Source organism: Pseudomonas saponiphila (assembly GCF_900105185.1).
In the GTDB taxonomy this organism is placed as follows: domain Bacteria; phylum Pseudomonadota; class Gammaproteobacteria; order Pseudomonadales; family Pseudomonadaceae; genus Aquipseudomonas; species Aquipseudomonas saponiphila.
Window position 1 is genome coordinate 2,635,545 of the sequence record NZ_FNTJ01000001.1, and the last position, 22,683, is coordinate 2,658,227.

Annotated in this window: 22 protein-coding genes; 18 read left to right on the forward strand and 4 right to left on the reverse strand. The window is 66.3% G+C overall.

The features are described from left to right. Positions 1-8 precede the first annotated feature (8 nt). From BLV47_RS12365 to BLV47_RS12415, 11 genes are all read left to right on the forward strand, one after another. Complete coding sequence (locus BLV47_RS12365) at positions 9-401, forward strand: VOC family protein (protein WP_092313908.1); 393 nt, start codon at positions 9-11, stop codon at positions 399-401. 42 nt (positions 402-443) lie between these two features. Then, a complete protein-coding gene (locus BLV47_RS12370; protein ID WP_016966241.1) occupies positions 444-797 on the forward strand; it encodes a DUF1801 domain-containing protein in 354 nt (117 codons plus the stop codon). 100 nt (positions 798-897) lie between these two features. Then, the gene (locus tag BLV47_RS12375) at positions 898-1,638 is read left to right on the forward strand and encodes a class I SAM-dependent DNA methyltransferase (RefSeq protein ID WP_092313910.1); all 741 of its coding nucleotides are present in this window, start codon (positions 898-900) and stop codon (positions 1,636-1,638) included. An 84-nt stretch (positions 1,639-1,722) separates the two neighbouring features. Beyond that, positions 1,723-2,283 (forward strand): sugar O-acetyltransferase, encoded by a 561-nt coding sequence (locus BLV47_RS12380; protein ID WP_042941677.1) that lies wholly within the window; start codon positions 1,723-1,725, stop codon positions 2,281-2,283. 32 nt (positions 2,284-2,315) lie between these two features. Beyond that, positions 2,316-2,918 (forward strand): adenylyl-sulfate kinase, encoded by a 603-nt coding sequence (gene cysC / locus BLV47_RS12385; protein ID WP_244168868.1) that lies wholly within the window; start codon positions 2,316-2,318, stop codon positions 2,916-2,918. After that, positions 2,918-5,242: an efflux RND transporter permease subunit gene (locus BLV47_RS12390; RefSeq protein ID WP_092313914.1), complete on the forward strand. Its 2,325-nt coding sequence runs from the start codon at positions 2,918-2,920 to the stop codon at positions 5,240-5,242. The genes cysC and BLV47_RS12390 overlap by 1 nt, the downstream gene beginning before the upstream one ends. Before the next feature lie 30 nt (positions 5,243-5,272). Beyond that, on the forward strand, positions 5,273-6,076 hold the full coding sequence (locus BLV47_RS12395; protein WP_092313916.1) for an outer membrane lipoprotein-sorting protein: 804 nt from the start codon (positions 5,273-5,275) through the stop codon (positions 6,074-6,076). After that, the gene (locus BLV47_RS12400; protein WP_092313918.1) at positions 6,073-7,308 is read left to right on the forward strand and encodes a hypothetical protein; all 1,236 of its coding nucleotides are present in this window, start codon (positions 6,073-6,075) and stop codon (positions 7,306-7,308) included. The genes BLV47_RS12395 and BLV47_RS12400 overlap by 4 nt, the downstream gene beginning before the upstream one ends. 54 nt (positions 7,309-7,362) lie before the next feature. Next, the gene (locus BLV47_RS12405) at positions 7,363-8,529 is read left to right on the forward strand and encodes an FAD/NAD(P)-binding protein (protein ID WP_092313920.1); all 1,167 of its coding nucleotides are present in this window, start codon (positions 7,363-7,365) and stop codon (positions 8,527-8,529) included. Positions 8,530-8,565: 36 nt separating this feature from the next. After that, positions 8,566-9,720 carry a bis-aminopropyl spermidine synthase family protein gene (locus BLV47_RS12410; RefSeq protein WP_092313922.1) on the forward strand — a complete coding sequence of 385 codons (1,155 nt, stop codon included), beginning with the start codon at positions 8,566-8,568 and terminating at the stop codon, positions 9,718-9,720. Further along, positions 9,710-10,471, forward strand: coding sequence for a PIG-L deacetylase family protein (locus tag BLV47_RS12415; protein WP_167365654.1), 762 nt, complete (start codon positions 9,710-9,712; stop codon positions 10,469-10,471). Before BLV47_RS12410 ends, BLV47_RS12415 begins: the two co-directional genes overlap by 11 nt. On the opposite strand, the gene BLV47_RS12420 is transcribed toward BLV47_RS12415, so the two are convergent. From BLV47_RS12420 to BLV47_RS12435, 4 genes are read right to left on the reverse strand one after another with little or no spacing between them, the layout of a single operon-like run. Next, positions 10,411-11,283, reverse strand: coding sequence for a glycosyltransferase family 2 protein (locus BLV47_RS12420; protein ID WP_016965808.1), 873 nt, complete (start codon positions 11,281-11,283; stop codon positions 10,411-10,413). The two genes, BLV47_RS12415 and BLV47_RS12420, sit on opposite strands and share 61 nt — an antisense overlap. Beyond that, entirely contained in the window at positions 11,283-12,662 is a 1,380-nt protein-coding gene (locus BLV47_RS12425; RefSeq protein ID WP_092313926.1) for an MATE family efflux transporter, read from the reverse strand. The genes BLV47_RS12420 and BLV47_RS12425 overlap by 1 nt, the downstream gene beginning before the upstream one ends. Positions 12,663-12,690: 28 nt before the next feature. Further along, entirely contained in the window at positions 12,691-13,779 is a 1,089-nt protein-coding gene (locus BLV47_RS12430) for a Gfo/Idh/MocA family protein (protein ID WP_092313928.1), read from the reverse strand. Then, a complete protein-coding gene (locus BLV47_RS12435; protein WP_092313930.1) occupies positions 13,776-14,984 on the reverse strand; it encodes a DegT/DnrJ/EryC1/StrS family aminotransferase in 1,209 nt (402 codons plus the stop codon). The genes BLV47_RS12430 and BLV47_RS12435 overlap by 4 nt, the downstream gene beginning before the upstream one ends. Positions 14,985-15,601: 617 nt before the next feature. Here BLV47_RS12435 and BLV47_RS12440 point away from each other — a divergent pair. The 7 genes from BLV47_RS12440 to BLV47_RS12470 all read left to right on the forward strand — a co-directional run bounded on the left by BLV47_RS12440 (position 15,602) and on the right by BLV47_RS12470 (position 22,682). Continuing rightward, entirely contained in the window at positions 15,602-16,888 is a 1,287-nt protein-coding gene (locus BLV47_RS12440; RefSeq protein WP_092313932.1) for an alkaline phosphatase family protein, read from the forward strand. Next, positions 16,882-17,841: a transglutaminase-like domain-containing protein gene (locus BLV47_RS12445; RefSeq protein ID WP_092313934.1), complete on the forward strand. Its 960-nt coding sequence runs from the start codon at positions 16,882-16,884 to the stop codon at positions 17,839-17,841. Before BLV47_RS12440 ends, BLV47_RS12445 begins: the two co-directional genes overlap by 7 nt. A 23-nt stretch (positions 17,842-17,864) precedes the next feature. Then, positions 17,865-18,608, forward strand: coding sequence for an SDR family NAD(P)-dependent oxidoreductase (locus tag BLV47_RS12450; protein WP_092313936.1), 744 nt, complete (start codon positions 17,865-17,867; stop codon positions 18,606-18,608). Beyond that, on the forward strand, positions 18,608-19,540 hold the full coding sequence (locus BLV47_RS12455) for an ROK family protein (protein ID WP_092313938.1): 933 nt from the start codon (positions 18,608-18,610) through the stop codon (positions 19,538-19,540). The genes BLV47_RS12450 and BLV47_RS12455 overlap by 1 nt, the downstream gene beginning before the upstream one ends. A 54-nt stretch (positions 19,541-19,594) precedes the next feature. Next, on the forward strand, positions 19,595-20,320 hold the full coding sequence (locus BLV47_RS12460; protein WP_092313940.1) for a YczE/YyaS/YitT family protein: 726 nt from the start codon (positions 19,595-19,597) through the stop codon (positions 20,318-20,320). Between the two features lie 233 nt (positions 20,321-20,553). Further along, on the forward strand, positions 20,554-21,615 hold the full coding sequence (locus BLV47_RS12465) for a glycosyltransferase family 2 protein (protein WP_092313942.1): 1,062 nt from the start codon (positions 20,554-20,556) through the stop codon (positions 21,613-21,615). A 53-nt stretch (positions 21,616-21,668) separates the two neighbouring features. After that, positions 21,669-22,682, forward strand: coding sequence for a hypothetical protein (locus tag BLV47_RS12470; RefSeq protein ID WP_092313944.1), 1,014 nt, complete (start codon positions 21,669-21,671; stop codon positions 22,680-22,682). The last annotated feature ends 1 nt before the right edge of the window (position 22,683 follow it).

Sequence of the window (22,683 nt, forward strand, 5' to 3'; positions counted from 1 at the left end):
GTGACACTGTGAAGTTTGGATACACGATTGTTTATGTCCCCGATGTCGAAGCCTCGATCCGTTTCTTCGAAGACGCCTTCGGCTTCTCCCGGCGCTTTCTCGACGAATCCGGTGATTACGGTGAACTCGACAGTGGCGCCACCACCCTGGCGTTTGCCAGTCGCGAGCTGGCCCATTCCAACTGCGAAGGCGGCTATCAGTTCTGCAGCCCCCAGCAGCAACCCCTGGGCATCGAGATCGCCCTGGTCACCGACGATGTGCCCAAGGCCCATGCCAAGGCCTTGGCCTTCGGCGCCACGGAACATGCGCCAGTGCAGAAAAAGCCCTGGGGGCAGGTGGTTTCCTATGTTCGCTGCCCGGCCGGGACCCTGGTGGAGCTGTGCACCCCGGTGGGCCAGTGATTGCTCGGTCCGACCCAAGACAGCGGCAGGGAGTGCCCAAGCATGCGTAAAACCGAAGATGCGGTTCTGACCTTGCTCGAGGACATCGGCAGCACCCACGGCCACCTGCTGCAGGTGGTGCAACGGGTACGCCAGGTGGTGGAGGAGTGCTGTGGCACGGTCGCCGAATCGGTGAAGTACGGGGGCATCCTGTTTTCCCGTGTCGCGCCGTTCTGCGGGGTCTACGCCTATACCGGACATGTGTCGGTGGAGTTTGGCCAGGGCTATCTGTTCGAAGACCCGCATCGGGTTCTGGAAGGCTCGGGAAAGTTTCGCCGACATATAAAACTGCTGACACTAGCGGATGTTCAAGACAAACATCTTGCCGATTATATAAGGCAAGCACTCAATCACTAGTTCCTTGAACTGAACACTTAACTAACGGTTGTTTCCTGCGGGGGATTCTATCCCCCGCACGGGACCTTATTGCCCAAAAAAACACAGAGTGGAACAGCACATGAGCGATGCCAGCACCTACGGCGAAACCCTGGCCGATATCTATGACGATCTGTATGGCGAGGCGCCGGCCAATGCCATCGAAGTGCTGGTGGCCATGGCCGGCACCCGCGAGCCGGTCCTGGAACTGGGCATCGGCACCGGGCGCTTTGCCTTGCCGATGCGCGAGCGCGGGGTCCAGGTGCATGGCGTCGATGCTTCGCCGTCGATGCTGGAGAAACTGCGGGCCAAGCCCGGCGGCGCCGAGCTGCCACTGACCCAGGCCGACTTCGCCACCCTCGAAGGGGTCCGCGGCGGACCTTTCAGCCTGGCCTTCTGCACCTTCAGCTCGTTGTTCCTGCTGCCGTCCCAGGCCGCCCAGGTCAGCTGTTTCAAGGCCACCAGCGGCTTGCTCAAGGAACACGGACGGCTGGTGATCGAAACCTTCTACCCGGACCTGTCGCGCTACGCCAAGGACCAGCCGGTGTACGTCGGTGGCCTGGAGCGCAACGAGGTGCTGCTGGAAGCCTCGCGCCTGGACCCGGTGGCCCAGCGGGTCAGCTGTCGCTTTATCCGCCTGCAGGCGCAGGGCATGCGGGTGATTCCGGTGGAGCTGCGCTACGCCTGGCCGGCCGAGCTGGACCTGATGGCCGAACTGGCCGGCATGCGTCTGCTGGAGCGTTGGTCGAGCTGGGACAAGACGCCCTTCGTCGAGGGTTCGTTCAAACATATATCCGTCTATGAAAAGTTGCCGCAGGCCTGAACTTATTGAACTTCGGAGTTGCTCATGGATGTTTCGCAAGTTGCAACTAACGCAAGCCGCAAACAACCTTCGGCCCGGGAACTCATGTTGGCCGGTGAATGGTTCTGCACCCCTGATATGGAACTGGCACGGATGCGCATGCGTGCCCAGGAGTTGCAGCGGCTCTACAACAACTGTTCGCCGCTGGATATCAAGCAACAACAAGCCTTGCTGGCCCGGCTGCTCAAGCGAGTGGGGCGCAACAGTTGGGTGGAAGCCAACTTCCATTGCGACTACGGCGTGCATATCGAGATCGGCGACGAGGTGTTCATCAACATGAACTGCACCTTTGTCGACGGCAACCGGATCGTCCTTGGCGACCGGGTCTACCTCTCGCCCAACGTGCAACTGATGACCACCCGCCACCCGCTGCAGCCCGAGGCGCGCACGGTGCTGGTCGATGGCCGGCGCAAATGCGTGCAGCGCGCGGCGCCGATCGTCCTGGGCAACGACGTCTGGGTCGGTGCCGGCGCCGTGCTGCTGGGAGGTGTGGAGGTGGGTGACAACAGCGTGATCGGCGCCGGCAGCGTGGTCACCCGTTCGATTCCCCCCGGTGTGCTGGCGGCGGGCAACCCCTGCCGAATCATTCGCTCGGTCTATGAGTGACCCCATTGGATGTGCCTATGAGAGACGTGACAGTGAATAGCTATGACATGAGCAAGGGCGACACCGGCGGCAGGGCCCGCGGTGGCGCAACGGCGCTGGCCCACGGGCCGCTGTGCGTCTGGTTCACCGGCCTGTCCGGTGCCGGCAAGTCGACCCTGGCCAGGGCCCTGGAGGCCCGGCTCGAAGCGCTGGGGGCGCGGGTCAGGGTGCTCGATGGCGACGATCTGCGCAGTGGCTTGAACAGCGACCTGAAGTTCTCCGCCGCCGACCGCAAGGAAAACGTCCGCCGCCTGGGGGAGGTCGCCCGGCTGTTCTACGACAGTGGCTACATCGTGCTGGTCAGCGCCATTTCGCCCTTTATCGAGGATCGCCAGCGGGCACGGGCGCTGTTTCCTGGCGGGCACTTCCTTGAAGTGCACGTGGCCACCGCCCTGGCGCTGTGCGAGTCCCGCGACCCCAAGGGCCTGTATGCCCGGGCCCGCAGCGGCCAGCTGGCGCAGTTCACCGGGATCGACAGCGCCTATGAGCCGCCGCCGGCCTGCGAGTGCCAGATCGAGACGGCCGGACGCAGCGTCGAGGAGGGCGTCGCCCAGCTGCTTGAGCTGATCGGCACCGGTCCTAGAGGGCGCCGCTGATGGCCACTTCAACCTTCGAGCGCTGGCTCAAGCGTTACCGCTTCTGGCTGTTCACCCTGACGCTGATCCTGGTGGCGGTGCTGTCCTGGGGGATGACCTCGATCCGCTTCGCCGCCGACTACCGGGCGTTCTTTCCCGAGGGCGAAAAGACCGTCGAGCAACTGGATGCGCTGCATCGCCAGTTCGGCAAGTCCGACACCCTGCTGTTCGTGATCAAGAACCCCAAGGGCACGATGTTCACCCGTGCCTACCTGGAACAGCTGCATGAGCTGACCCAGCGCGCCTGGCACATTCCCCACGCCTATCGGGTCGACTCGGTGACCAACTTCCAGCACGTGTTCGCCGAGGACGACACGGTGCACGTCGAGGCCCTGGTGCGCGAACCGGCGGACCTGACACCGGCGCATATCCAGCTGATGGAGCGCCTGGGACGCAATGACATCGAACTGGTCAAGCGCCTGGTGTCCAGTGATGGGCAGACCGTGGGCGTGCTGGTGACCCTGCAGTTTCCGCCCCAGACCCTGGACGCGGCGCTCGCCGCCACCGCCGAAGGCCAGCGCCTGCTGGATGACTTCGCGCGCAATAACCCCGGGCTGCAAGTGCACCTGACCGGGCTGGCCGCGGTGGAGGCGGCTTACCCGCAAGCCGCGCAGCAGGACATGGCGGTGCTGACCCCGCTGATGTACCTGATCATTCTCCTGGCCAGCGTGCTGATGCTGCGCAGCCTCGGTGCGCTGCTGGTGGTGTTGATCGCCATCAGCCTGGCCACCGCCGCGACCCTGGGCGCCAGCGGCTGGCTGGGGTTCGAGGCGACCGCGCTGACCGGGCTGCTGCCGACCATCGTGCTGGCCACCTCGGTGGCGGAGATCATGCACGTGCTGTCGGCGGCGCGGCAGATGAGCGGCCAGTACGGCGAGCGCCGGGTGGACCTGGCCTGTGCGGCGATCAAGGACACCATCAAGCCCATCGCCATCGGCACCGCGACCAATGCCGTGGGCTTCTACAGCCTGGTGTTCGCCGCGTCGCCGCCCTACAAGGAGTTCGGCGTGCTGGCCGCGATCGGCGCGGTGATGGCGCTGCTGGTGACTCTCTCGGTGGCCGCGGTGCTGATTCCGCTGCTGCGCCTCAAGCCGCTGGAAGGCGCGGCCAGCCGCCGCTACTCGGCGTACATGGAGCCGTTGCTGCGCTACCCGAAACTCTGCCTGCTGGGCTTCGTGGTGCTGTTCGTGCTGGCGATCGAGCCGGCGCGCCACAACCTGATCAATGACCGGATCGTCGAGAACTTCGACACCAGCATCCCGGTGCGCAATGCCACCGAGTTCGCCATGGACAACCTGTCCGGCATCTATCGCCTGGAGTACGTCGCCACCTCCAGCAAGGGCGATATCTCCGATCCGGCCTTTCTGCAGGAGCTGGATCGCTTCGCCCAATGGCTCAGGACCCAGCCGGAGGTCGATTCGGTGACCACCCTCGGCGATGCCCTGAAGAAGCTCAACCAGACCATGAACGGCGGTCGGCCCGAGGACTACCGCTTGCCGGTGGACCCGGCGCTGGCGGCGCAGATGCTGCTGGTCTACGAGATGTCGCTGCCCTTCGGCCTGGACCTGGGCAGCCAGATCAACATCGACAAGTCGGCCACGCGCCTGGTGGTGACCCTGACCCGGCTCGACACCCAGCAGATCCGCGACATCAAGCAGCGCGCCGATGACTGGTGGCAGGCCAATGCCCGGCGCAGCGCGCTGATCCCGGGCCTGGGCACGGGGGAGGCGGTGGTGTTCGCCAACCTGACCCACATCAGCATCGAGTACATGGTCAACGGCCTGCTGTTCGAGTTGCTGACCATCACCCTGATGGTGGCGTTCTTCCTGCGCAACGCCGGGCTGGGGCTGATCAGCGTGCTGCCCAACATCTTTCCGTTCTTCATCATGTTCGGCCTCTGGGGCCTGTGGCGCGGCGAGATCAACACCGCGGCGATCAACGTCTGCGTGGTGGTCTACGGCCTGATCGTCGAGGCCACGATCCACATCATGAGCCACTACAAGGGGCTGCGCCTGGAGCAGGGGCATTCGCCCCGGGAAGCCCTGCGCCTGACCTACCAGCATGTGCTGCCCTCGGTGTTCGCCAACTCGGTGATCCTCGCCTCGGGCTTCATGGTGATGACCCTCTCGCCGTTTTCCATGAACGCCGACTTCGGCCTGCTGGCGGTGATCGCGATCTTCCTCGGACTGATCTTCGACGCCCTGTGCCTGCCCCTGGTGCTGCTGACCTTCGACCGCTTCCTGTGGGGCCGTGCCGCCACTCGGCTGGCGCCCCGCGAAGCCTGACCCGACCCTCATTCAGACAAGGACTCGACCATGAACCACAAAGCCGCATTCAGCGCCTGCCTGTCACTGTGCGCCCTGTTGCACCAGGCACCGACCCTGGCCAGCCCTGAACAGGAACTGGGGCAGCAATACGCCCATCGCTGGCGCGACAGCGACCTGGGCTACCAGGACACCAGCGCGCGGATCCGCCTGACCCTGGTGGAGAAGGAGGGCGCCCGTACCGATCGCTTCATGCGCATGAACAGTTTCGAAACCGCCAGCACGGCGGTGGGGGACAAGGTGCTGCTGACCTTCGAGGCCCCGGAGAACATCAAGAATTCCCGGGTGCTGATCCACTCCAAGATCAAGGAGGGCGATCAGGTCTGGCTGTACCTGCCGGCCCTCAAGCGGGTCAAGCGGGTGGCGGCGGCCGACCGTTCCGGCTCGTTCTCCGGCAGCGAGTTCTCCTATGAGGACATCGGCTCGATGGAGGTCGGCAACTACGACTACCAGTGGCTGCGCGACGAGCCCTGCGGCGATGCCCAGTGCGCGGTGGTCAAGCAGGTGCCGCTGTACCCGTACTCGGGCTATTCGTCGATCTGGGTCTGGTACAACAAGGCCGACTACCGGCAGATGAAGACCGAGTACTACGACCGCAAGGGCAGCAAGTTCAAGACCCTGACCCTGGATGGCTACCAGCTGTTCCTGGGACGCTACTGGCGCGCCCTGAACATGACCATGGTCAACCACATCACCGGACGCCAGACCCTGCTGGTCAGCTCCGACGTGCAGTTTCGCACCGGCATCGGCGAGGACGCCTTCGAACCGGCCCGGCTCGGAAACCTGACGCAATGATCACCCGCCGTCCCGGGCTTGCGGCCCTGGCGCTGGGGCTGTGGGGCGCTGTCGGGCAGGCCCAGGCGCAAGCTCGGTCGCCGGCCCAGCCCGAGCCCCAGGCGGCGGAGCAGGAACTGTCGGCGAAGATCGCCCTCAAGCGCTATTTCTTCACCTCGTCGCCCGCCGACGGGGTCGACGACGATCTGCCCGGCACCGCGCAACTGGGCCTGGATTATCAGTACCTGCAGAGCTGGGACAGCCTGCGCCTGCGGCTGGTGGTCAACCCGCGCTACCTCGAAAGCGCCAAGAGGGATCCGCGCCCGGACTTCTACTGGGATGAACTGTTCGTGCTGCTGGAGCAGGACAGCCGCGAGCTCAAGGTGGGCCGGATCAAGGAACACTGGGGCGTCATGGAAACCCGCCAGTTGGTGGATGTGATCAACACCTATGACAACCTCGACGGCCTGCAACCGGAGGAGAAACTCTCGCAGAAGGCCCTCAAGCTGGGCAGCAGCCTGGGCCCCGGGCACCTGAGCCTGTACCTGCTGGACGGTTTCGAGCCGGTGCAGTTCTACCGCGAGCCGGCGCGCTTTGCCGCTTACCGGGTGCAGTCGCAGGCCGAGTACCTCCACGGCGCCGATCGGGATGGGCTGGATGTGGCGGCGCGCTATTTCGTTTCGGTGTCCGATCTGGACATCGGCCTGAGCTACTTCAAGGGCACCAACCGGGCGCCGGCGTTCCGCAGCGCAGGCGACAGCCTGGTGGCCCAGTACACCGAGGTCACGCAGTGGGGGCTGGACGCGATCTGGGTCCGCGAACAGTGGCTGTACAAGCTCGAAGCCCTGGACCAGCGGGTTTCGGACAGCGCCTACAACTCGCGCAAGCTGTCCGTCGGCCTGGAATACGCCATCACCCGGGCCTGGCGTGACGCCGACCTGAGCCTGATCGGCGAGTACCACCGCGACCAGGATCAGCGCCTGGCCCCGGTGAGCATCTTCGACCGCAAGTTCCTGCTCGGCGCGCGCCTGGAACTCAACGATGCGCACCTGTCCTCGCTGTTCCTGGGCTACACCGCGCAGGCCTCGGATTTGGGCAACAACATGCTCAGCGCGTCCCTCGACCTGGGGCTCAGCGATGCCCTGCGGGCCGGAGTCTCCGCAGTGCTGGTCAGCAGCTCCCGCAGCGATGCGGTGTGGGATGCGCTGGCCAGCGACTCCCACCTGGCCCTGGAACTGTCCTATTCATTCTGATCGCGCCGGTCACCACCGGGGCGATCCCATGCTCTCGCTATAAGGGGTAACGCCATGGAAACGCTGCTACAGATCATCGGCTTCGGGCCCGCCGCCCTGGGCCTGTTCATTGCCGCGGACCGCAATGGACGCTTGCAGGCATTGCTCGACGGCGGGGTGCAGGTGCATGAGCGCAGTGCATCCTTCAGCCAGTGGCAGTGCCTGGCCTACGCCATCGAGGCCAATTCGCCGATCGCCGACTTTCTGCGCGGCATCCGCAGCGATGGGGTGTTCGCCCAGTGCCTGCGCCAGCCCCAGGTGCAGCGCTGGCTGCAGAACCCGGAGCAGGTGGTGTCGCTGCTCGAAGTCTCGGCGTTCCTGCGCCAACTGGCCCAGGTGATCCTCGATCTGTGCCGGGACCAGCCCAAGGCGGCGATTCATTTTGCCCACCCGGTGGCCAGTGTCCGCAGCAGCGCCAGTGGCTTCAGCGTCCAGGGCGACTGGGGCAGCAGCCACAGCCGTTACCTGGTGCTGGCCTGTGGCGCCCGGGTGCGCGAGCTGCTGCCGCAAGAGGGCGCGGCGCCGGCGAGCCTGTGTTCCGACCGGGTGTTGCGCGGGCAGGCCGACCCGTTGCTGCTGCAGGCCCTGGAGCAGGGCCGGCCACTGCTGGTGCTGGGGGGCAGCCATAGCGCGTTCTCCGTGGTCGGCTACCTGCTGCAACGTTTTGCCGGACGCCTGCCAGCGGCGGCGATCCAGGTGCTGTGCCGCCAGCGTCCGGCACTGTGGGCGGCCTCGGCCAAGGTTGCGCCAGCCTTGCAGGCCCAGGACCTGATCGACGCGGAAAGCGGCGAGGTCAACCGTTTCTGTGGCCTGCGCGGCGCCGCCCGCGACACCCTGTTGCAGATTGAGGCGGGGACCTGGGCCTGCGTCGAGTTGCAGATCGGCAACGCCGATCCGCGACCCTGGCTCAGCCGCGGTGCGCTGCTGATCAATGCCACCGGCTACCGCCCGAGAGTGCCCGGGCTGCTGAATGCGACGGGCGTCAGCCTGACCCTCGATGAGCGTGACGGCAATCTGTGCAAACACCCGCAAACCCACGAACTGATGGTCGGCGGTCAGGCGCTGCCCGGGCTGTTCGGCACCGGGCTGGGCTATGCCGATCGCCGTGGCGACACCCTGGAAGTCGGGGTCAATTTCTTTCACGGCCGTTGTGCCGGAAACATTCTGCATGCCGTGCTCTGACGGCATTTCACTTCAAGCAACGCCACAGGAGGCTGCATGCATACAGTGACTGCAACGGGTTCGGAACTTCAGGCGACGCTGGCGACACTGCCCGGCGCGAGCGGCGCGCAAGCGGCGGCGCTGGACGATCTGCTGGCCAAGCTCGGGCGCCCGCAACGCATCTACCAACTGCTCTCGTCGCGCCTGACGGTGCGCCAGGTGCTCTGGTGCCTGGCGCAACTGCTGGCCGATGGGCGCGTGGGCCAGGTGCCGGGCACGGACGCGCCGCGTTTCGTCTGGCAAGGCGTGCCGGACACGCCGGCGCCCGGGCATGGGCTGCACCTGGTCAGCGATGACTGCCTGCAACTGAACCCGCATTTTCGCGAGATCCTCGCCGACCTCGTCAGCGACAAGCAGAACCGCTACAGCCAATCCATCGAGACATACGAAACCCTGGTGCGGCGCTACAAGATCATGCAGAGCCTGGGCGACCTGAACCATGAGGCGCTGTTGCTGCTGGGGGACGACGCGTTGTTCTCGCTGTTTCTCGCGGTCCACGGCTACCGCCGGCAGATCGTCGTGGCGGACATCGATCCGCAACTGCTGGCGACCATCGCCCGGGTCGCGGCGCAACAGGGCTTCGACAATATCGAGGTGGTCCACTACGACGTCTTTGAGCCGTTGCCGCCCAGCCTGCGTGGCCGCTTCGACTGCTTCGCGGTCAATGGCTTCAAGGACCTGGGGGGCCTGCTGATGTTCGTCGGCCGCGCCCTGCAAGCACTCAAGGCACCGGCGGCGATGGCCAGCGGTTACCTGAATTTCGGCAGCCACGAGGTGCCTTCGGCGGCCCGGGTCCAGGAGGAGGCGGAGCTGTATCAGACGCTGTTGCGCTTTGGCATGTACCTGGACTACTGCGTGCCCTGTCCGGAAACCCATGTCGGTCCGGACTTCGAAGAGGCCTTCAGTGCCAGCGCCCGGCGCCTGGCCCAAGTGCCACCGGCCATGCGCCTGGCGGCTTGCGAGGTCGAGCTGCAGGGGCTGTACCGGGCGTTCGAGCAACTGTCCTGGGTGCAGATGGCCAACTTCCCCGATATCCAGCTCTCGCCGCTGAAAATGGGCCGTTGCCGGGTGGTGGAGCGCAACGACCGGGAGATCTCGCGCTTCCTGCGCCTGGGGCAGCTGTATGCCGGCGGTGCCGTCAATGCCCGCTGAGGCGCCGCGCGGCCGGGTGGTGGTGCTGTCACCGCACCCGGACGACGCCGTCTGGTCGCTGGGCAGTGGCCTGGTGCCCTGGGCCGGGGGACGGCAGATCGTGCTGCTGAGCCTGTTCGCCGGCGACGCCGGTCCGGCCATCGCCCGGGCCCATGCCAGCGAACAGCGCTGGCGCTGTTTTGCCAGCCCCGGGCAGCGGCGCCAGGAGGATCAGCGCGCCGCGGCGCTCCTTGGTTGCGCCTGTTCCAGCCTGGGGGCGCAGGACGCGGCCTTGCGCCTGGATGGCCATGGCGAGTTCCTGCATGCCAGCCCGCAGTCGCTGTTTCTCACGCCCGACCCGGCGGCCTGGCCGGAGCCCGACCCGGGGCTGCTGCAGCGCTTGCGCGGCTGTCTGCGGCCGCAGGATGTGCTGTGCGCGCCCCTGGCCATCGGCGCCCATGTCGATCATTGCCTGACCCATCGTCTGGCCCGCGCCCTGGACCACCGGCTGTTCTTCTACAGCGATTTTCCCTACGTCGAACAGTGCTCCCCACAGCGTGAACTGGAGCACATGCAGGCCCTGGGCCTACGCCTGCGGCCCCGGGACATTGCCTGCTCCTGGTCACGCTGGCGCGAGGCCGCGTTGTGCTACCGCTCCCAGGTGCTGATGCTGTTTGGCAGCCAGGGGCGCTTTCTCGACGCGCTCAAGCGTCACTCCCGGGCGCAGGGGGAGAGGGCGTTCTGCCGGATCTGGTCGACACGGGCGATGTAGCGCTGCAGCGAGCCGGTGGGCGACAGCAACTGGTCCAGGGCCAGGGCCTCGGCGATGGGCGCCTGGGCCTGGAACAGCTCCAGGTTGTGCCGGTGATCCTGCCAGCGCTGCGGGTTGTGATGGGACATGTGATAGCCGCAGGCGGCGGGGGCCAGGCTGAGCCGGACCCCGGCCCGCCACAGGCGGTAGCCCAGGTCCAGGTCTTCCATGCCCCAGCGTCGGCCATAGGAGGCATCGAAACCGCCAACCTGCTGCCAGGCGCTGCGGGACACCGAGATATTGGCTCCGGCACTGCCCAGCCACGGCCACTGGCTGGCCCGAGGATGTTCCGCGGCCTGCTCCAGGGGATTGGCGACCAGGCGCGCGCCGTCGGCGCTCCAGCGCCCGGCCAGCAGATCCTCCGGCAGGATCGGCGGGCAGCCGGGGCAGCCCAGGGCCGGATCGCTCAGGGTGCTCAGGGCGATCAGCTCCCGCAGCCGGCCATGGACCAGGCCGGCCTGGGCGCGCTGGGCCTGTAGATGAGCCTCGAAGAAGCCGTCCCGGACCAGGATGTCGTCGTCGAGAAACAGCAGCACCTCGCCCTGGGCCAGGCTTGCCCCGAGGTTGCGCGCCGCCGCGCGCCCCAGGCCCGGCGAGTGGAGTATGCGCACATCGCTCAAGGCGGCGAGCTGGGCCATGACCGCCGGTTGCGCGGCGTCGGCGACGATCAGGGTTTCGAATTGGCAACGCTGCTGCTGGCGGCGCAGGCTGGCCAGGGTCAAGCGCAGGCGCTCGGCCTTGGCGTGCACCGGGATGATCACCGAAAGCTGCATCAGACCCCCTCATCCGGCAGGGCGGCGGCCGCAGGGGCCTCGCTGCCGCGGCGGTTGAGCTGGTAGTGGCGCTGGGTCATCAGCGCCGCCGCCACCAGGTTGCCGATCAGCATGGCTTCCACCAGACCGTTGAGGCCGCGTTGCCAGTGCAGGGTCAGCAGCCAGCCCAGGGGCACCATCAGCAGCAGGTAGGCAATGCCGTGGATCAGGGTCGGCGCCAAGGCATCCTCGCGTCCGCGCAGAGCATTGGACATGACGCCCTGCCAGGCGTCGAAGGGCATGGCCAGGGCCAGTAGCAGCATGCTCGACAGCGCCGCCGCCAGCAGTTGCGCGTCATGGCTGTACTGCGCCAGCAACGGCCCGGGCAGGGCGGCCAGGAGCAGGGCGCAGAGGGTGCTCAGCGTCACCCCCAGCCACAGGCCGGCCTGGGTCGAGCGGCGGATGTCCGGCAGGTCGCGGTTGCCGTGGGCCATGCCGACCAGGATCGAGGTGGCAAAGCCCACGCCTATGGGAATCATGAACAGGATCGAACGGATGTTGACCAGCACCGCGCAGGCGGCGGCGATCAGCGGCGAGGCCACCCCGGCCATGACCGCGATCAGCATGAAGGCGCCGGCCTCGATGCCGAAGCTCAAGCCGCCGCCGTAGCCGATGCGCCGTTGCATCTGCCATTGCGACCAGCCCCAGGCGAAGCGCCGGTTGATGCCGAAGTCGGCCCGGTCGGCCATGAAGCGGTGCACATAGAGCATGATCGCCAGTGCCATCAGCAGCCTGACCAGGGTGGTGCACCAGGCCGAGCCCAGGGCGCCCATTTCCGGCAGGCCGAAGGCGCCGTAGACCATGGCGTAGCACAGCACCCCGTTGATCAGGTTGCCGCCCAGGATCACCAGCGTGGCGGGCATGGGGCGGGAGATGCCTTCGAGGAAGAACGAATAGGCGATGTAGATCAGGATCGCCGGCAACCCCAGGGCCACCACCCCCATCAGTTGCGCGATGGCCGCAGCCAGGTCCGCCTGGACCCCGAAGCGGCTCAGCAGGGGCAGGCTGGCGGCGCTGGCCAGGGCACACAACAGGCCCAGGCCCAGGGCCTGGACCACGCCGCGCTGAGCGGCCAGGCCGGCGGCGCGCGGGTCTTGCTGGCCGATGGCGATCGAGCCCATGACCAGGATCCCCAGCAGCAGCCCGGCGGCGATCAGCATGTAGGTGTCGGCGATGGCGTGGGTGATGGAGATCGCCGCCAGCGACTCGGTGGCGTAGCGCCCGACCATCATGGTGTCCACCAGCGACAGCAGGAGGAAGCCGATACGCGATACCACGATCGGGCCGGAGAGTCGGGAGAGTTGCAGCAACTTGTCTTTGAAAAGGCTTGAATCGGCCATGGGATGGGCTCCTGGCTGCGGCGCGCGGTCATTGAACCGAAGGTGCGGCGCCGGATGACGATAAGTGGGGGTACAGGGCGGACATGGCCGAGGCCAGCGAGCGCAGCTTGCGGTATTCACCTTCGCGGGCCTGGGGGCTGCTGCCCAGGGTGGCCAGGTGCTGGCGCAAAAAGGCCCGGTAGGGGGCGACGTTGTCCTCGGCGGCAAAGGCCAGCGGGGTTGTCCGGCCGTCCACCGTCAGGGTCAGGCTGGGTTGCGCCACCCGGTTCTGGCTGAAGCCGAAGGTGGTGTGCAGCTGCAGTTCCCCGGCGCTGCCGTACAGGGTGATCCGGGTCGCGTCCCGTTCCTGGTGCGAGGCCCAGGCCGTGCTCATGCGGATCAGCGGGCCGCCCTCGACCTTGAGGCAACTGAAGGACTGGGATTCGACCTCGATGCGGGCCTCGGCGGCCGCGGCCTGCTCGGCGCGCCAGCTGGCCTGGTGTTCTCCGGCGTCGCCTGGCGCGGCCACGTGGTGGTACAGCGCGGCCTCGACCAAGGGGTAGTCCAGCACCTGCAGCGCTACCTCCAGCAGGTGCCAGCCCAGGTCGGCGCCGGAGCCGGCCAGGGCCTGGCCGGCCTGGGTGAACCAGGAGCCAGGGCGTGGTATGCCGCGCTGGCGCCGCCAGCTGATATCCAGGCAATGCAGGGTGCCGATCGCGCCGCCGGCCACCGCCGCGACCAGGGCGCGGACGTCGCTGCGGTGCGAGGCCGCGGCGCTGACCAGCAGCTCGGTGGCACTGGCCCGGCTGCGCTGGATCAGGCATTCGGCCTCGGCCAGGGACAGGCAGGCGGGTTTTTCCAGGATCACGTGCAGGCCCTGGTCCATGGCCCGCAAGGCCTGGTGCACGTGATGCACGTTGGGTGAACAGATCAGCGCCAGGTTGCAGCCGCGCAAGGCCTGGTCGCTCATGCAGCGGTGCCAGCGCGGCGCCGGCGCCAGGGCCGGGAAGGCCCCGGCGGCGTCGGCCTGGGGGTCGATCACCGAGACGATCTGCGCCTGCTGTTGCACCAGCAGCGGCGCCCAGACCTGGCGCACCACCCAACCGGCTCCGACCAGGGCGACACGGGGCTCGATCATTGCGCGCCGACCAGATGCTGGTGGACCTTGGCGATGGCCGCGGCAATGTCCAGGGTGTCCTGCTCGGTGCCGAGCAGGGCCCGGTGGTGGATCCAGATACCGCGCTGGGCCATGCGCTCGCTCACCGGGCAGGCGGCGATGCACTGCTCCAGGTTCTGCCGCGTCGGCGCCGGTGCCTGCCAGTAGCTCGGTATGCGGTACAGCGCCTGGTAGGCGCGAAAGGCCGGAATACCCTCGGCCACCAGGCAGTCCACCACCTGGTTGCGGTCCAGCTGTGGCTGTCCCGGGAGGTCGTCGAGGGTGAACAGGAACATGTAGTAGGGGTGGGTGTGGGCATCCGCGGTACGCACCTGCGGCGTCACCAGCCCCTGGCGCACCAGGGTTTCGCCGAGCAGGTGGGCGTTGTGCTGGCGTACCCGGGTCTGCTGTTCCAGGCGCCCGAGCTGGGCACTGAGCACGGCGGCGCTGAACTCGCTCAAGCGGGCATTGGTGCCGACCACGGTGTGCTGGTAGCTGCGATCCCCCAGGGGCCGCCCGACGTTGCCGTAGAGGAAGACCTTTTCCCGCAGTTCTTCGTTGGGGCACAGCACCAGGCCGCCTTCGCCGGCGGTCATCAGCTTGAAGTTCTGGAAGCTGAAGCAGGCCAGGGAGCCGTATTCACCGATCCCGGTATCGCCCAGGCCGCGTGCGCCGTGGGCGTGGGCGGCGTCCTGGATGATCACCAGGCGGTGCTGGTCGGCGATGCGCGCCAGGCTGTGCATGTCGCACAGATGGCCGGCCATGTGCACGGCAATGATTGCCCGGGTACGCGGACCGATGCTGGCCAGCACCGCGGCCGGGTCGATGCACAGGGTATCGGCCAGTACATCCACGGCGATCGCCGTGGCGCCGATGCGCTGGCAGGCCATGGAGGTGGAGATGAAGGTGAAGGCCGGCACTATCACCTCGTCGCCGGGGCCGATACCGGCCGCTTGCAGGGCGATTTCCAGGGCCACCGTGCCGTTGCTCACGGCAAAGGCCGAATGGCCCCCATGCAATTGGGCAAAGGCCTGCTCGAAGTCGAGGTTCTCGCGGCCCTGCATGCGCCACCACTGGCCCTGATGCAGGCTGCGCAGCAGGGCGTTTTCTTCCTCGACGCCAAACTGCGGCCAGTCGGGATAAGGCGTTTGTCGAACCGGGGTGCCGCCATGAATAGCCAGGGTCATAGGTCCATTCCCTTGGAAAGGTTGAGCAAGCGACAGGCAAACAGCATCCGACCGAGATATCCGCGGGAAATCTCAGGGGGGTGATGAAGTGTTGTGCCTTAAGTTTTATCCGTTTGTCGGACTGGCTTGCGTTATTACTTTTTTAGTTTCGATTGAAGGCTGTTGGTGAATCAATTTCAGCCCGGCGTCGAAGATATCATGGACTTCAAAAGTCAATGCAAGGTTATTTTTAGCAATGCTTTGTAATATTATGAAATAAACTCGAAGTTGCAGTTATCGTGCGGGAATTAATTCCTGTGTTAAAAAATCGCAAACAACTTGAAGGGGCGGAAAGTCCCGGTTCCTATGGGGTTCCCCTATTTATTCAGCTGGCTCTGGCCTGCCTTTCCAAGTATTGCTGACGTCAAGGAAGTGGCGTTTTGTATATAAGAGATTCTCTGTGGCTACTCTTTTAATTAAAAGAGTTGTTTGTGAGTGGCTGCCGTTTATTTGTTTTTTATATGTGTTGATATTCGCCTTGTTGCAAGGTGATTGTCATTGTGTGGTCATGTTTAAGTGTTGGTTCGGCGCTCGTTAAGTGTGTCGCAATCAAGGACGATAAAGGGCGAACCGCTATTATGAAAACGCTGATTGTCATTGCCGAAGGAATGGACCCGCAGGTCTTGGAGTCCGAAGTTGCCAAAGGACGGCTGCCCTGGTTTTCGCAACGCCTGGGAGCCAAGGCGTACCGGCATCTGGACTGTGGTCCGGTGCCTTATGAACCGAGCAACCTGGCCACCGCGTTCTCGGGGGTCAACCCCGGTCGGCACGGCTGTTTTTCCTACTGGAGTGCCCACAGTTCGGGAGAGATCCCGCGGATTCTGGAAACCACCGATGTCATGGCGTCCCGGCTCTGGGAATGGCCGGAAATGGCCGACCTGCGTTTCGCCGTGGTCAACGTGCAACTGACCCATCCGCCGCGGCCGCTCAACGGCACGCTGATCACCTACCCGATGCAGAATTCGATGAACACCAGCCACCCGCGCAGCCTGTTGCGCGACCTGAACGCTCAGGGGGTGCGCTATGCCCACGATGTTTCGCTGTTCTACACCGGCCAGCCCTTCGAGGAATTCGCCGCCCAGGCCATGCGCATCGCCGAGCACCAGCTCGACAGCGCCATGGCCCTGGGGGCGGAGGCGGACGTGATGATCGTCAACCTGACCCTGGCCGATCGCCTGTCGCATTTCATGTGGTACGAAATGCTCGACCCCGAACCGGCCCGGCGCCCGCAGATTCTCCAGGCCTATGACTTCATCGATCGCGCCTGTGCCCGCCTGCAGTCCCTGGCGCCGGAGTCGATGCTGGTGTTTTCCGAGATGGGCTTCGGCGAACTGCAGGGCTTCTTTTCCATCAACCAGCAGCTGCAGGCCGCCGGTCTGCAGGTGCTCGACCCGCAGGGCCAGGTCGACCTGCAGCGCAGCGTGGCCCTGGAGACGGTGCAGGGCTCCCACGGGGTGATGCTGTGCCGCGACCTGTGCAATGAAGGGCGGGCCAGTGATGCCGAGCGCCAGGCGGTGATGCAGTGCCTGGAGGCGATGCGTTTTGCCGACGGCCAGCCGGTGCTGGCCGCCGTGCGGCCGCGGGAGGCGGTCTACCAGGGCCCCTACACCCACCTCGCGCCGAGCCTGATCGTGACCCCCGCGGATGCCCGGCGCCCGCCCCTGGGCGACCCGCGCTGGGCCAGCCATGTGCGCCGCACCGCCCAGTCGGGATGGCACCGCGAGGGCGGCTTCGTGCTGCTGGACGGGGCCTGGATCGACGCCGCGCCGGGGCCGTTGCAGTTGCAGCAGATCGCCCCGACCATCGCCGGATTGAGCGGCTGCCAGGCCTCGGCCCAGTGCGAAATGCCGGGTTTCGCATGCTGAATCCGGCCCAGCAGCGGCTGTCCCTGGCCGAGGGCATTGTGCACAACCTGGCCAAGGTCGATGACCGGCATCGGCGCTTCAGCGTGACTGCGGCGCAGGCCGGGCTGTATGGCTTCGCCGCCGATGAGCTGCCGGCGCTGGAGGCCATCGGCCTGGCCGCGCGGCAGCAGGGCGAGGAGCGCTGCTTCGATCCCGACGATCTGTACAACCTGTCGCTGCACCTGCGCCTGCCGTCGTTGCACAAGCTGGCCATGCGCGGCTGGGCCGCGGCGTTTCGTCATTCCGAGCGCGATCGGCGGGTGGAACTGGTCTACACCCTCGACGAGAAAACCCCGCCCCGGGGACCGATCCAGGTGCTGATCGGCGATCAGCGCCAGTGTTCCCTGGAGGCTGCCGCGGGGGGTGACTTCTATCGCCAATGCCTAGTCATACCCGGCCGAAGACTGCTCCTGCCGAGCCCCTTTCGGGAGTTGGTCGAAGAGGTCTGCACCGACATGCAGTTCTACATGCTGCATGACGGCATACGCTGGGACCTCGACTTCATGCGCCGGCACCGGTTGGCCGAATGCGGTGGATTTTCGAAATTGCTGGTCGAACAGGCACAGGCTCGTGGCCTGGCGGCCAGGCAGGTGTTCGGCCTGTTGCTCAGTTCTCCCTATGCCACCGGCCATTACTGGGCCGAGCTGCAGATCTGTGGCGAGTGGGTAGCCGTGGACCCCCTGATGATCCGCCTGTTGTCCGAACAGGCGGGGCTTTGCCGTGACCTGTGGCCGCTGCACCGGTCGCCGCTGGGCGCCCTGTTGCGGCTGTCCGTGGTCGATGCCTATGACCAGGACGGAGCGCCATGCCTGGGCTGTTTCGATGACAAGTATTTTCGCCAGCTTCCCGTGGCGACGGCAGGAACCACGCAGTACCGGGTGTCTTACAGGGTAGCGGTTCAGCTGCCCGCCTAAATCGATCGCAGATAGGGAAAATCATGCTGAAACTGAATGGACGAGTGTGCCTGGTCACAGGGGCCTCCGGTGTGCTGGGCGCCGCGATATGTGAAGCGTTGGTCGCCGAAGGCGCTTGGGTCTACGGGGTCTACCAGCACAACATCGAGCGTATGCAAGCCCTGGTCGCCAGTACCGAGGAGCTGCCCGGCACACTGCTTCCGGTCGCCTGCGACCTGACATCCGCGGCAGATACCACGCGCCTGCTGGCCACCCTGGCCGAGGATTCGCGACCGGTCTACGCCCTGGTCTGTTGCGCCGCCAGGATGTTGCGCAAGTCCGCCTTGCTCAGCCAGCAGCATGAGGGCGAGCAGCTGTTCGACCTCAATGTGCAAGCCACGATACGCCTGGTGCGCCAGCTGGTGCGGCCGATGATCGGCCAGCGCGAGGGGCGGGTGGTGCTCCTGGGCTCGCTGGCCGGTGAAAACGGCATGCCGGGGCAGAGCCTGTACGCCGCGTCCAAGGCGGCCCTGCATGGCTACGCCCGCTCCCTGGCGTTCGAGGTCGGCGAGATGGGCATCACCGTCAATGTGGTGGCCCCCGGCGCCATCGCCGCGGCGTCGAGCCACTACAGCGCCGAGGACCAGCGGCAGGTCTGCCAGCGCATCGGCCTGCGGCGCCTGGGGCGTCCCGAGGAAGTGGCGGCGGTGGTCGGCTTTCTGGTTTCGCCCCAGGCGTCCTATGTCAACGGCGCGGTGATCGCGGTCGATGGCGGGGGGCGTTTCTGATGCATTGCGCCAGTGTCGATCTGGGTGGCAGCAAGATGGCCATCCATTGCAGTGTCGGCGGCCGCGTGGTGCAGCGTGAGCGCATCGAGATTGCGGCCGGTTGCAATCCGCAGAGCATCATCGAGCAGGCGGTGGTCCTGCTGTATCAGCAGATCGCCCTGTACGGCCCGATCAATTGCCTGGTGATTGCCAGCGCCCCGACCCTCAACGCCGACGGCACCATCATCCGCTGGCCCAACCGGCCGGACTGGGAGGGCCTGGCCATCGGCCCGGCGCTGCGCATCGAAGGGGTCGAGCGGGTGATCTGGTGCGATGACGGCACCGCCGCGACCTTTGGCGACGCCACGGTGATGCGCGCCTCCAACCTGGTGCATTTTTCCCTGGGCACCGGGGTCGGTGGCGGCGTGGTCTATCAGGGGCGCATGTTGCCCAATCGGGAGCTGGGGCACCTGCTGGTCTGGCCCGGCGGCGCTCCCTGCTCCTGTGGCCGGGCGGGCTGTCTGCAGGCCTATGCCTCGTTCCGTTCGCTGGACAAGTTCGTCGCGTCGATGGGCTTTTCCGATGAGGCCACGCTCAATCACTGGCGCTTGCGGGCGGTACAGGCCCTGGCCCTGGCTACGGCCAATCTGGTGGAGCTGTTCCGGGTCGAGGTGATCTGCCTGGGCGGCGGCATGCTCGGGCGCTTTCCGGAGATTCCCCAGCAAGTGGGCATGCTGCTGCGCGAGCCGGGCTACCTGAAGCCGTCACTGACACCGCCGCTGGTCATGCATTCGCCCCAGGGCACCGAAGCCACGGTGATGGGCGGCCTGTATCTGGCCCAGGCCAGCCATGAGGTGCAGAACGAGATCTGCGAGGGCGGCCTCGACAATTCCAGGGTCACCATCCGCCATGTCAGCAGCGGCATGAGTTTCATCTCCATGGGGGCCAAGTGAGCGCGCCATGGCAGACCTGCACGGACGTATCAATCATCAGAAGAGGGAAGCGCTATGACCCAGGAACAACACGTCGGGCCCAAGGGCATCAAACAGGCACTGGCGGCCTCCGTTCGCGCCTGGCGTTCGCCGGACCGGCTGGCGATGTACTTGATAGGGGTGATGATCTTTTCCCTGGGGGCGCTGTTTTTCATCGTCAGCCAGTTGGGCACCGATCCGCTGGATGTGTTTGTGATTGCCCTGAACAACCAGCTGCAGGTCGGGCTGGGAGCCTGCTCGGCGCTGTTCTCGGTGGGCCTGCTGCTGTGGTGGGCGTTGTGGAACCGCCAGTGGCCGCCGCTGAGTCCGTTCATCACCACCACCCTGACCGGCCTGTTCATCGACCTTTGGCTGTGGCTTGAGCTTGACCGGGCGCTGTCGGCGATCATGGGCCCCTATGTGCTGCTGAGCATCGGCCTGGCCCTGTGTGCCTATGCCTCGGCGCTGATCATCATGAGCGGCATCGGCATCCGGGTCATCGATCTGCTGGTGATCAGCATGATGAACAAGCTCGGCTGGTCCTTCACCCTGGCCAAGATGGTGCTGGAGATCAGCATCTTCCTCGTCGGCTGGGCCCTGGGTGGACCTTTCGGCATCGGCACCATTGCCTTTCTCCTGATCATTGCGCCGATGATCAAGCCGTTCATGAACATGAACGAGCGCTACTTGCGCATGGGCAACTATGGGCTCAAGCGACGCAAGGCCGAATTTGCCCCGCCCGTGTCGTTCTCGGGCAAGTAGGCCCGGCAGGCTCAAGGGGCGACCGGCCCTGGCGGCGCAGGTGGCTGCTGCGCCCGATGCCATCTGCGCTGTCTGTGCAAGGGACCGGGTCCCGTGGCTGCGTCGGCCTGCGCCGCACGCAGCCGGTGTTTGAATAATCCCGGGAATAATGCTGTGATTGCGCCCCCGCCCCTGGGGCGACCGCGCTTTTACAGAGACACGACGAAATGGATAGCCAAGAGACGACAACCGGGATGTCGCCGTTGCCTCCCGGCAGCCAGGGGCGCGAGCGCCTGGAGGCGATCGCCGCCAGCTCCGCCCTGGTGCTGGAAACCAACAACCTGCGCGGCGGCAAGGATGCGCTGGAGGCCCTGCACAGCCTTGAGCGGCTGATCGCCCGGCTGGCCCTGCAGAGTCTGGCGCCCCAGTCCTTTGCCCAGTGGATCATCACCCACGATGGCCTCGACCTGGCGGCGCGCCAGGCTTTGTGCGCCCTGGCGGGTCGGCCCGTGGATTTTGTCGAGATCGATGGCGGCACCGGCTACTACGACGCGAAGAATGTCGGCTTTGACGCGGTCGATCGGCAGCGCTGCCAGTACGTGGTGTTTGCCGACGCCGACTGCATTCCCTGCGCCGTTTGGCTGGAACAGTTGCTTGCCCCCCTGGCCGGGCCCGATGCGCCGCTGGCGGTGGCCGGGCGCACCAGCTATGCGCCCAGCGTCGCCGGCAGCGCCCTGACCGCCATCGACTTCATGTACTTCCCCAGCCCCTTGCGCCAGGGCGCCACGCGTAACTTCTATGCCAACAACGTGGCGTTTCGTTGCGACACCTTCGAGCACTACCGCTACGAGCCGCTGGATGGGGTGTACCGGGCCCATTGCCAGGTCATGGGCCTGCGCCTGCAGGCGGCCGGGGTGGCGGTGCTCTATGCCCCTGCGGCCCACACCGAGCATCGTCTGCCCGACAGCCAGGGCGAAGTGCTCAAGCTGCGCTGGCTCCGTGGCGGCGACAGTGTCGACCTGACCCCTTATCTGGTTCGCGCCTACCTGCCGGGCTGGCTGCAATGGCTTGCTCGCAGCGGGCCGCTCGGCCCCCTGTGCGTGATGCTCGGACGCCTGGGCTACAGCCTGCGGGCTCTCAATCATCAGGACCTGCCGCCCGTGCGCGGGTTGCGGCGCCTGGGGGCGATGGCCATGGTCACGGCCATTTCCCTGCTCGATACCGCCGGTGCCGTGGTCCGTGGTTGCGGACTGCAGATCGGCCGCGCCAGTGCCCGCCACAGTGAAGCACTGTCCTACCACCGCCACCTGGATTGATCCGCGGCGCGCCGCATCGTCGCACGCCGCCGGCGTGCCTAGAGGAAACTTTCATGCCCCAACCTTCACTGGCTTCATTCGGCCGCTCCCTGCTATGCCTGGCGGTGTTGGCCCTGGCGGCCCAGGCCCAGGCCGCGCCCAGCGAGTTCGCCGGTCGCGGGGTGTATCACTTCGCCTCGGACAGTGGCTGTGCCACGTCCGTCTCCAGCGACATCGAGTGCAACCGGGTGGCCCTGGACGTGGCCGACGCCCGCGCCAGCGTCGACCGGCAAGCCCGGGCCATCGTGATCGATGCCGCCGGCGACCATGACGACAAGACCGTGATCGGCGACATTCTGCTGCACGGCAGCGGCGTCGCCGGTGATGGCCAGCGCGTGCCCCTGAGCCTGCAGGTGCTGTTGCGCCGCTCCGGTCCTACCTGGAAGACCGACACCTACGTGCATGCACCGGTGCGCGGCGCGTTTCGCGACATTGCTCTGGATCCCTATCGCATCAGCGTCCGCGAAGGGGCTGGCGAGCGCCTGCTGCTGAGCGCCGAGCAGGCGCGCAAGGTACTGGCCCAGCCGTCGCTCGCCGCGCGGCTGGCCAGCTATCTGGTGGTGGTGCGCCCCAGTGACCCGCAGCACCCGGCGGCTGACGACATCACCATTGGCCTGGGGCTTGGCCGGGTGTCCAAGTCGCTGATGCGCGCCAGCTTCAACGCCAGGCAGGCGGACACCCAGGCCCTGCAGCAGGTGCTGGAGCAGGGCACCTGGAACCTCGACCTGCGCGCCCTCAGCGGGCAGATTCCGCACTGGGTGGTGCAGCGCCAGCTGTTCGTGTTCGGCCTGGAGGACAGCCCGTTGCTCCAGGAGGTGCGCCGCCGCGGCCTGAACAAGCACGACAACCTGCAACTGGGCGCGGTCAACGGCCGCGGCTACCTGCGCTACAACGGCCAGGAGCAAGCCTTTCCCGGTGCCGCTGCCAGCGGTTCGGCCTTTATGCGCGACAGCTTCATCGGCCTGATTCTGGCCTGGCACCACAGCCAGCAGGCCAGCAGCGCCGCCACGGCGCAGCCCGGGCAATGAG

Bases quoted from the DNA above. Each gene is read 5' to 3' on its own strand.
- BLV47_RS12400 (WP_092313918.1), top strand. From the start codon at position 6,073: ATGATCACCCGCCGTCCCGGGCTTGCGGCCCTGGCGCTGGGGCTGTGG.
- BLV47_RS12445 (WP_092313934.1), top strand. From the start codon at position 16,882: ATGCTGAATCCGGCCCAGCAGCGGCTGTCCCTGGCCGAGGGCATTGTG.
- BLV47_RS12430 (WP_092313928.1), bottom strand. From the start codon at position 13,779: ATGATCGAGCCCCGTGTCGCCCTGGTCGGAGCCGGTTGGGTGGTGCGC.
- BLV47_RS12460 (WP_092313940.1), top strand. From the start codon at position 19,595: ATGACCCAGGAACAACACGTCGGGCCCAAGGGCATCAAACAGGCACTG.
- BLV47_RS12375 (WP_092313910.1), top strand. From the start codon at position 898: ATGAGCGATGCCAGCACCTACGGCGAAACCCTGGCCGATATCTATGAC.
- BLV47_RS12395 (WP_092313916.1), top strand. From the start codon at position 5,273: ATGAACCACAAAGCCGCATTCAGCGCCTGCCTGTCACTGTGCGCCCTG.
- BLV47_RS12410 (WP_092313922.1), top strand. From the start codon at position 8,566: ATGCATACAGTGACTGCAACGGGTTCGGAACTTCAGGCGACGCTGGCG.
- BLV47_RS12425 (WP_092313926.1), bottom strand. From the start codon at position 12,662: ATGGCCGATTCAAGCCTTTTCAAAGACAAGTTGCTGCAACTCTCCCGA.
- BLV47_RS12405 (WP_092313920.1), top strand. From the start codon at position 7,363: ATGGAAACGCTGCTACAGATCATCGGCTTCGGGCCCGCCGCCCTGGGC.
- BLV47_RS12415 (WP_167365654.1), top strand. From the start codon at position 9,710: ATGCCCGCTGAGGCGCCGCGCGGCCGGGTGGTGGTGCTGTCACCGCAC.
- BLV47_RS12420 (WP_016965808.1), bottom strand. From the start codon at position 11,283: ATGCAGCTTTCGGTGATCATCCCGGTGCACGCCAAGGCCGAGCGCCTG.
- BLV47_RS12380 (WP_042941677.1), top strand. From the start codon at position 1,723: ATGTTGGCCGGTGAATGGTTCTGCACCCCTGATATGGAACTGGCACGG.
- BLV47_RS12470 (WP_092313944.1), top strand. From the start codon at position 21,669: ATGCCCCAACCTTCACTGGCTTCATTCGGCCGCTCCCTGCTATGCCTG.
- BLV47_RS12370 (WP_016966241.1), top strand. From the start codon at position 444: ATGCGTAAAACCGAAGATGCGGTTCTGACCTTGCTCGAGGACATCGGC.
- BLV47_RS12455 (WP_092313938.1), top strand. From the start codon at position 18,608: ATGCATTGCGCCAGTGTCGATCTGGGTGGCAGCAAGATGGCCATCCAT.
- BLV47_RS12435 (WP_092313930.1), bottom strand. From the start codon at position 14,984: ATGACCCTGGCTATTCATGGCGGCACCCCGGTTCGACAAACGCCTTAT.
- BLV47_RS12440 (WP_092313932.1), top strand. From the start codon at position 15,602: ATGAAAACGCTGATTGTCATTGCCGAAGGAATGGACCCGCAGGTCTTG.
- BLV47_RS12465 (WP_092313942.1), top strand. From the start codon at position 20,554: ATGTCGCCGTTGCCTCCCGGCAGCCAGGGGCGCGAGCGCCTGGAGGCG.
- BLV47_RS12390 (WP_092313914.1), top strand. From the start codon at position 2,918: ATGGCCACTTCAACCTTCGAGCGCTGGCTCAAGCGTTACCGCTTCTGG.
- BLV47_RS12450 (WP_092313936.1), top strand. From the start codon at position 17,865: ATGCTGAAACTGAATGGACGAGTGTGCCTGGTCACAGGGGCCTCCGGT.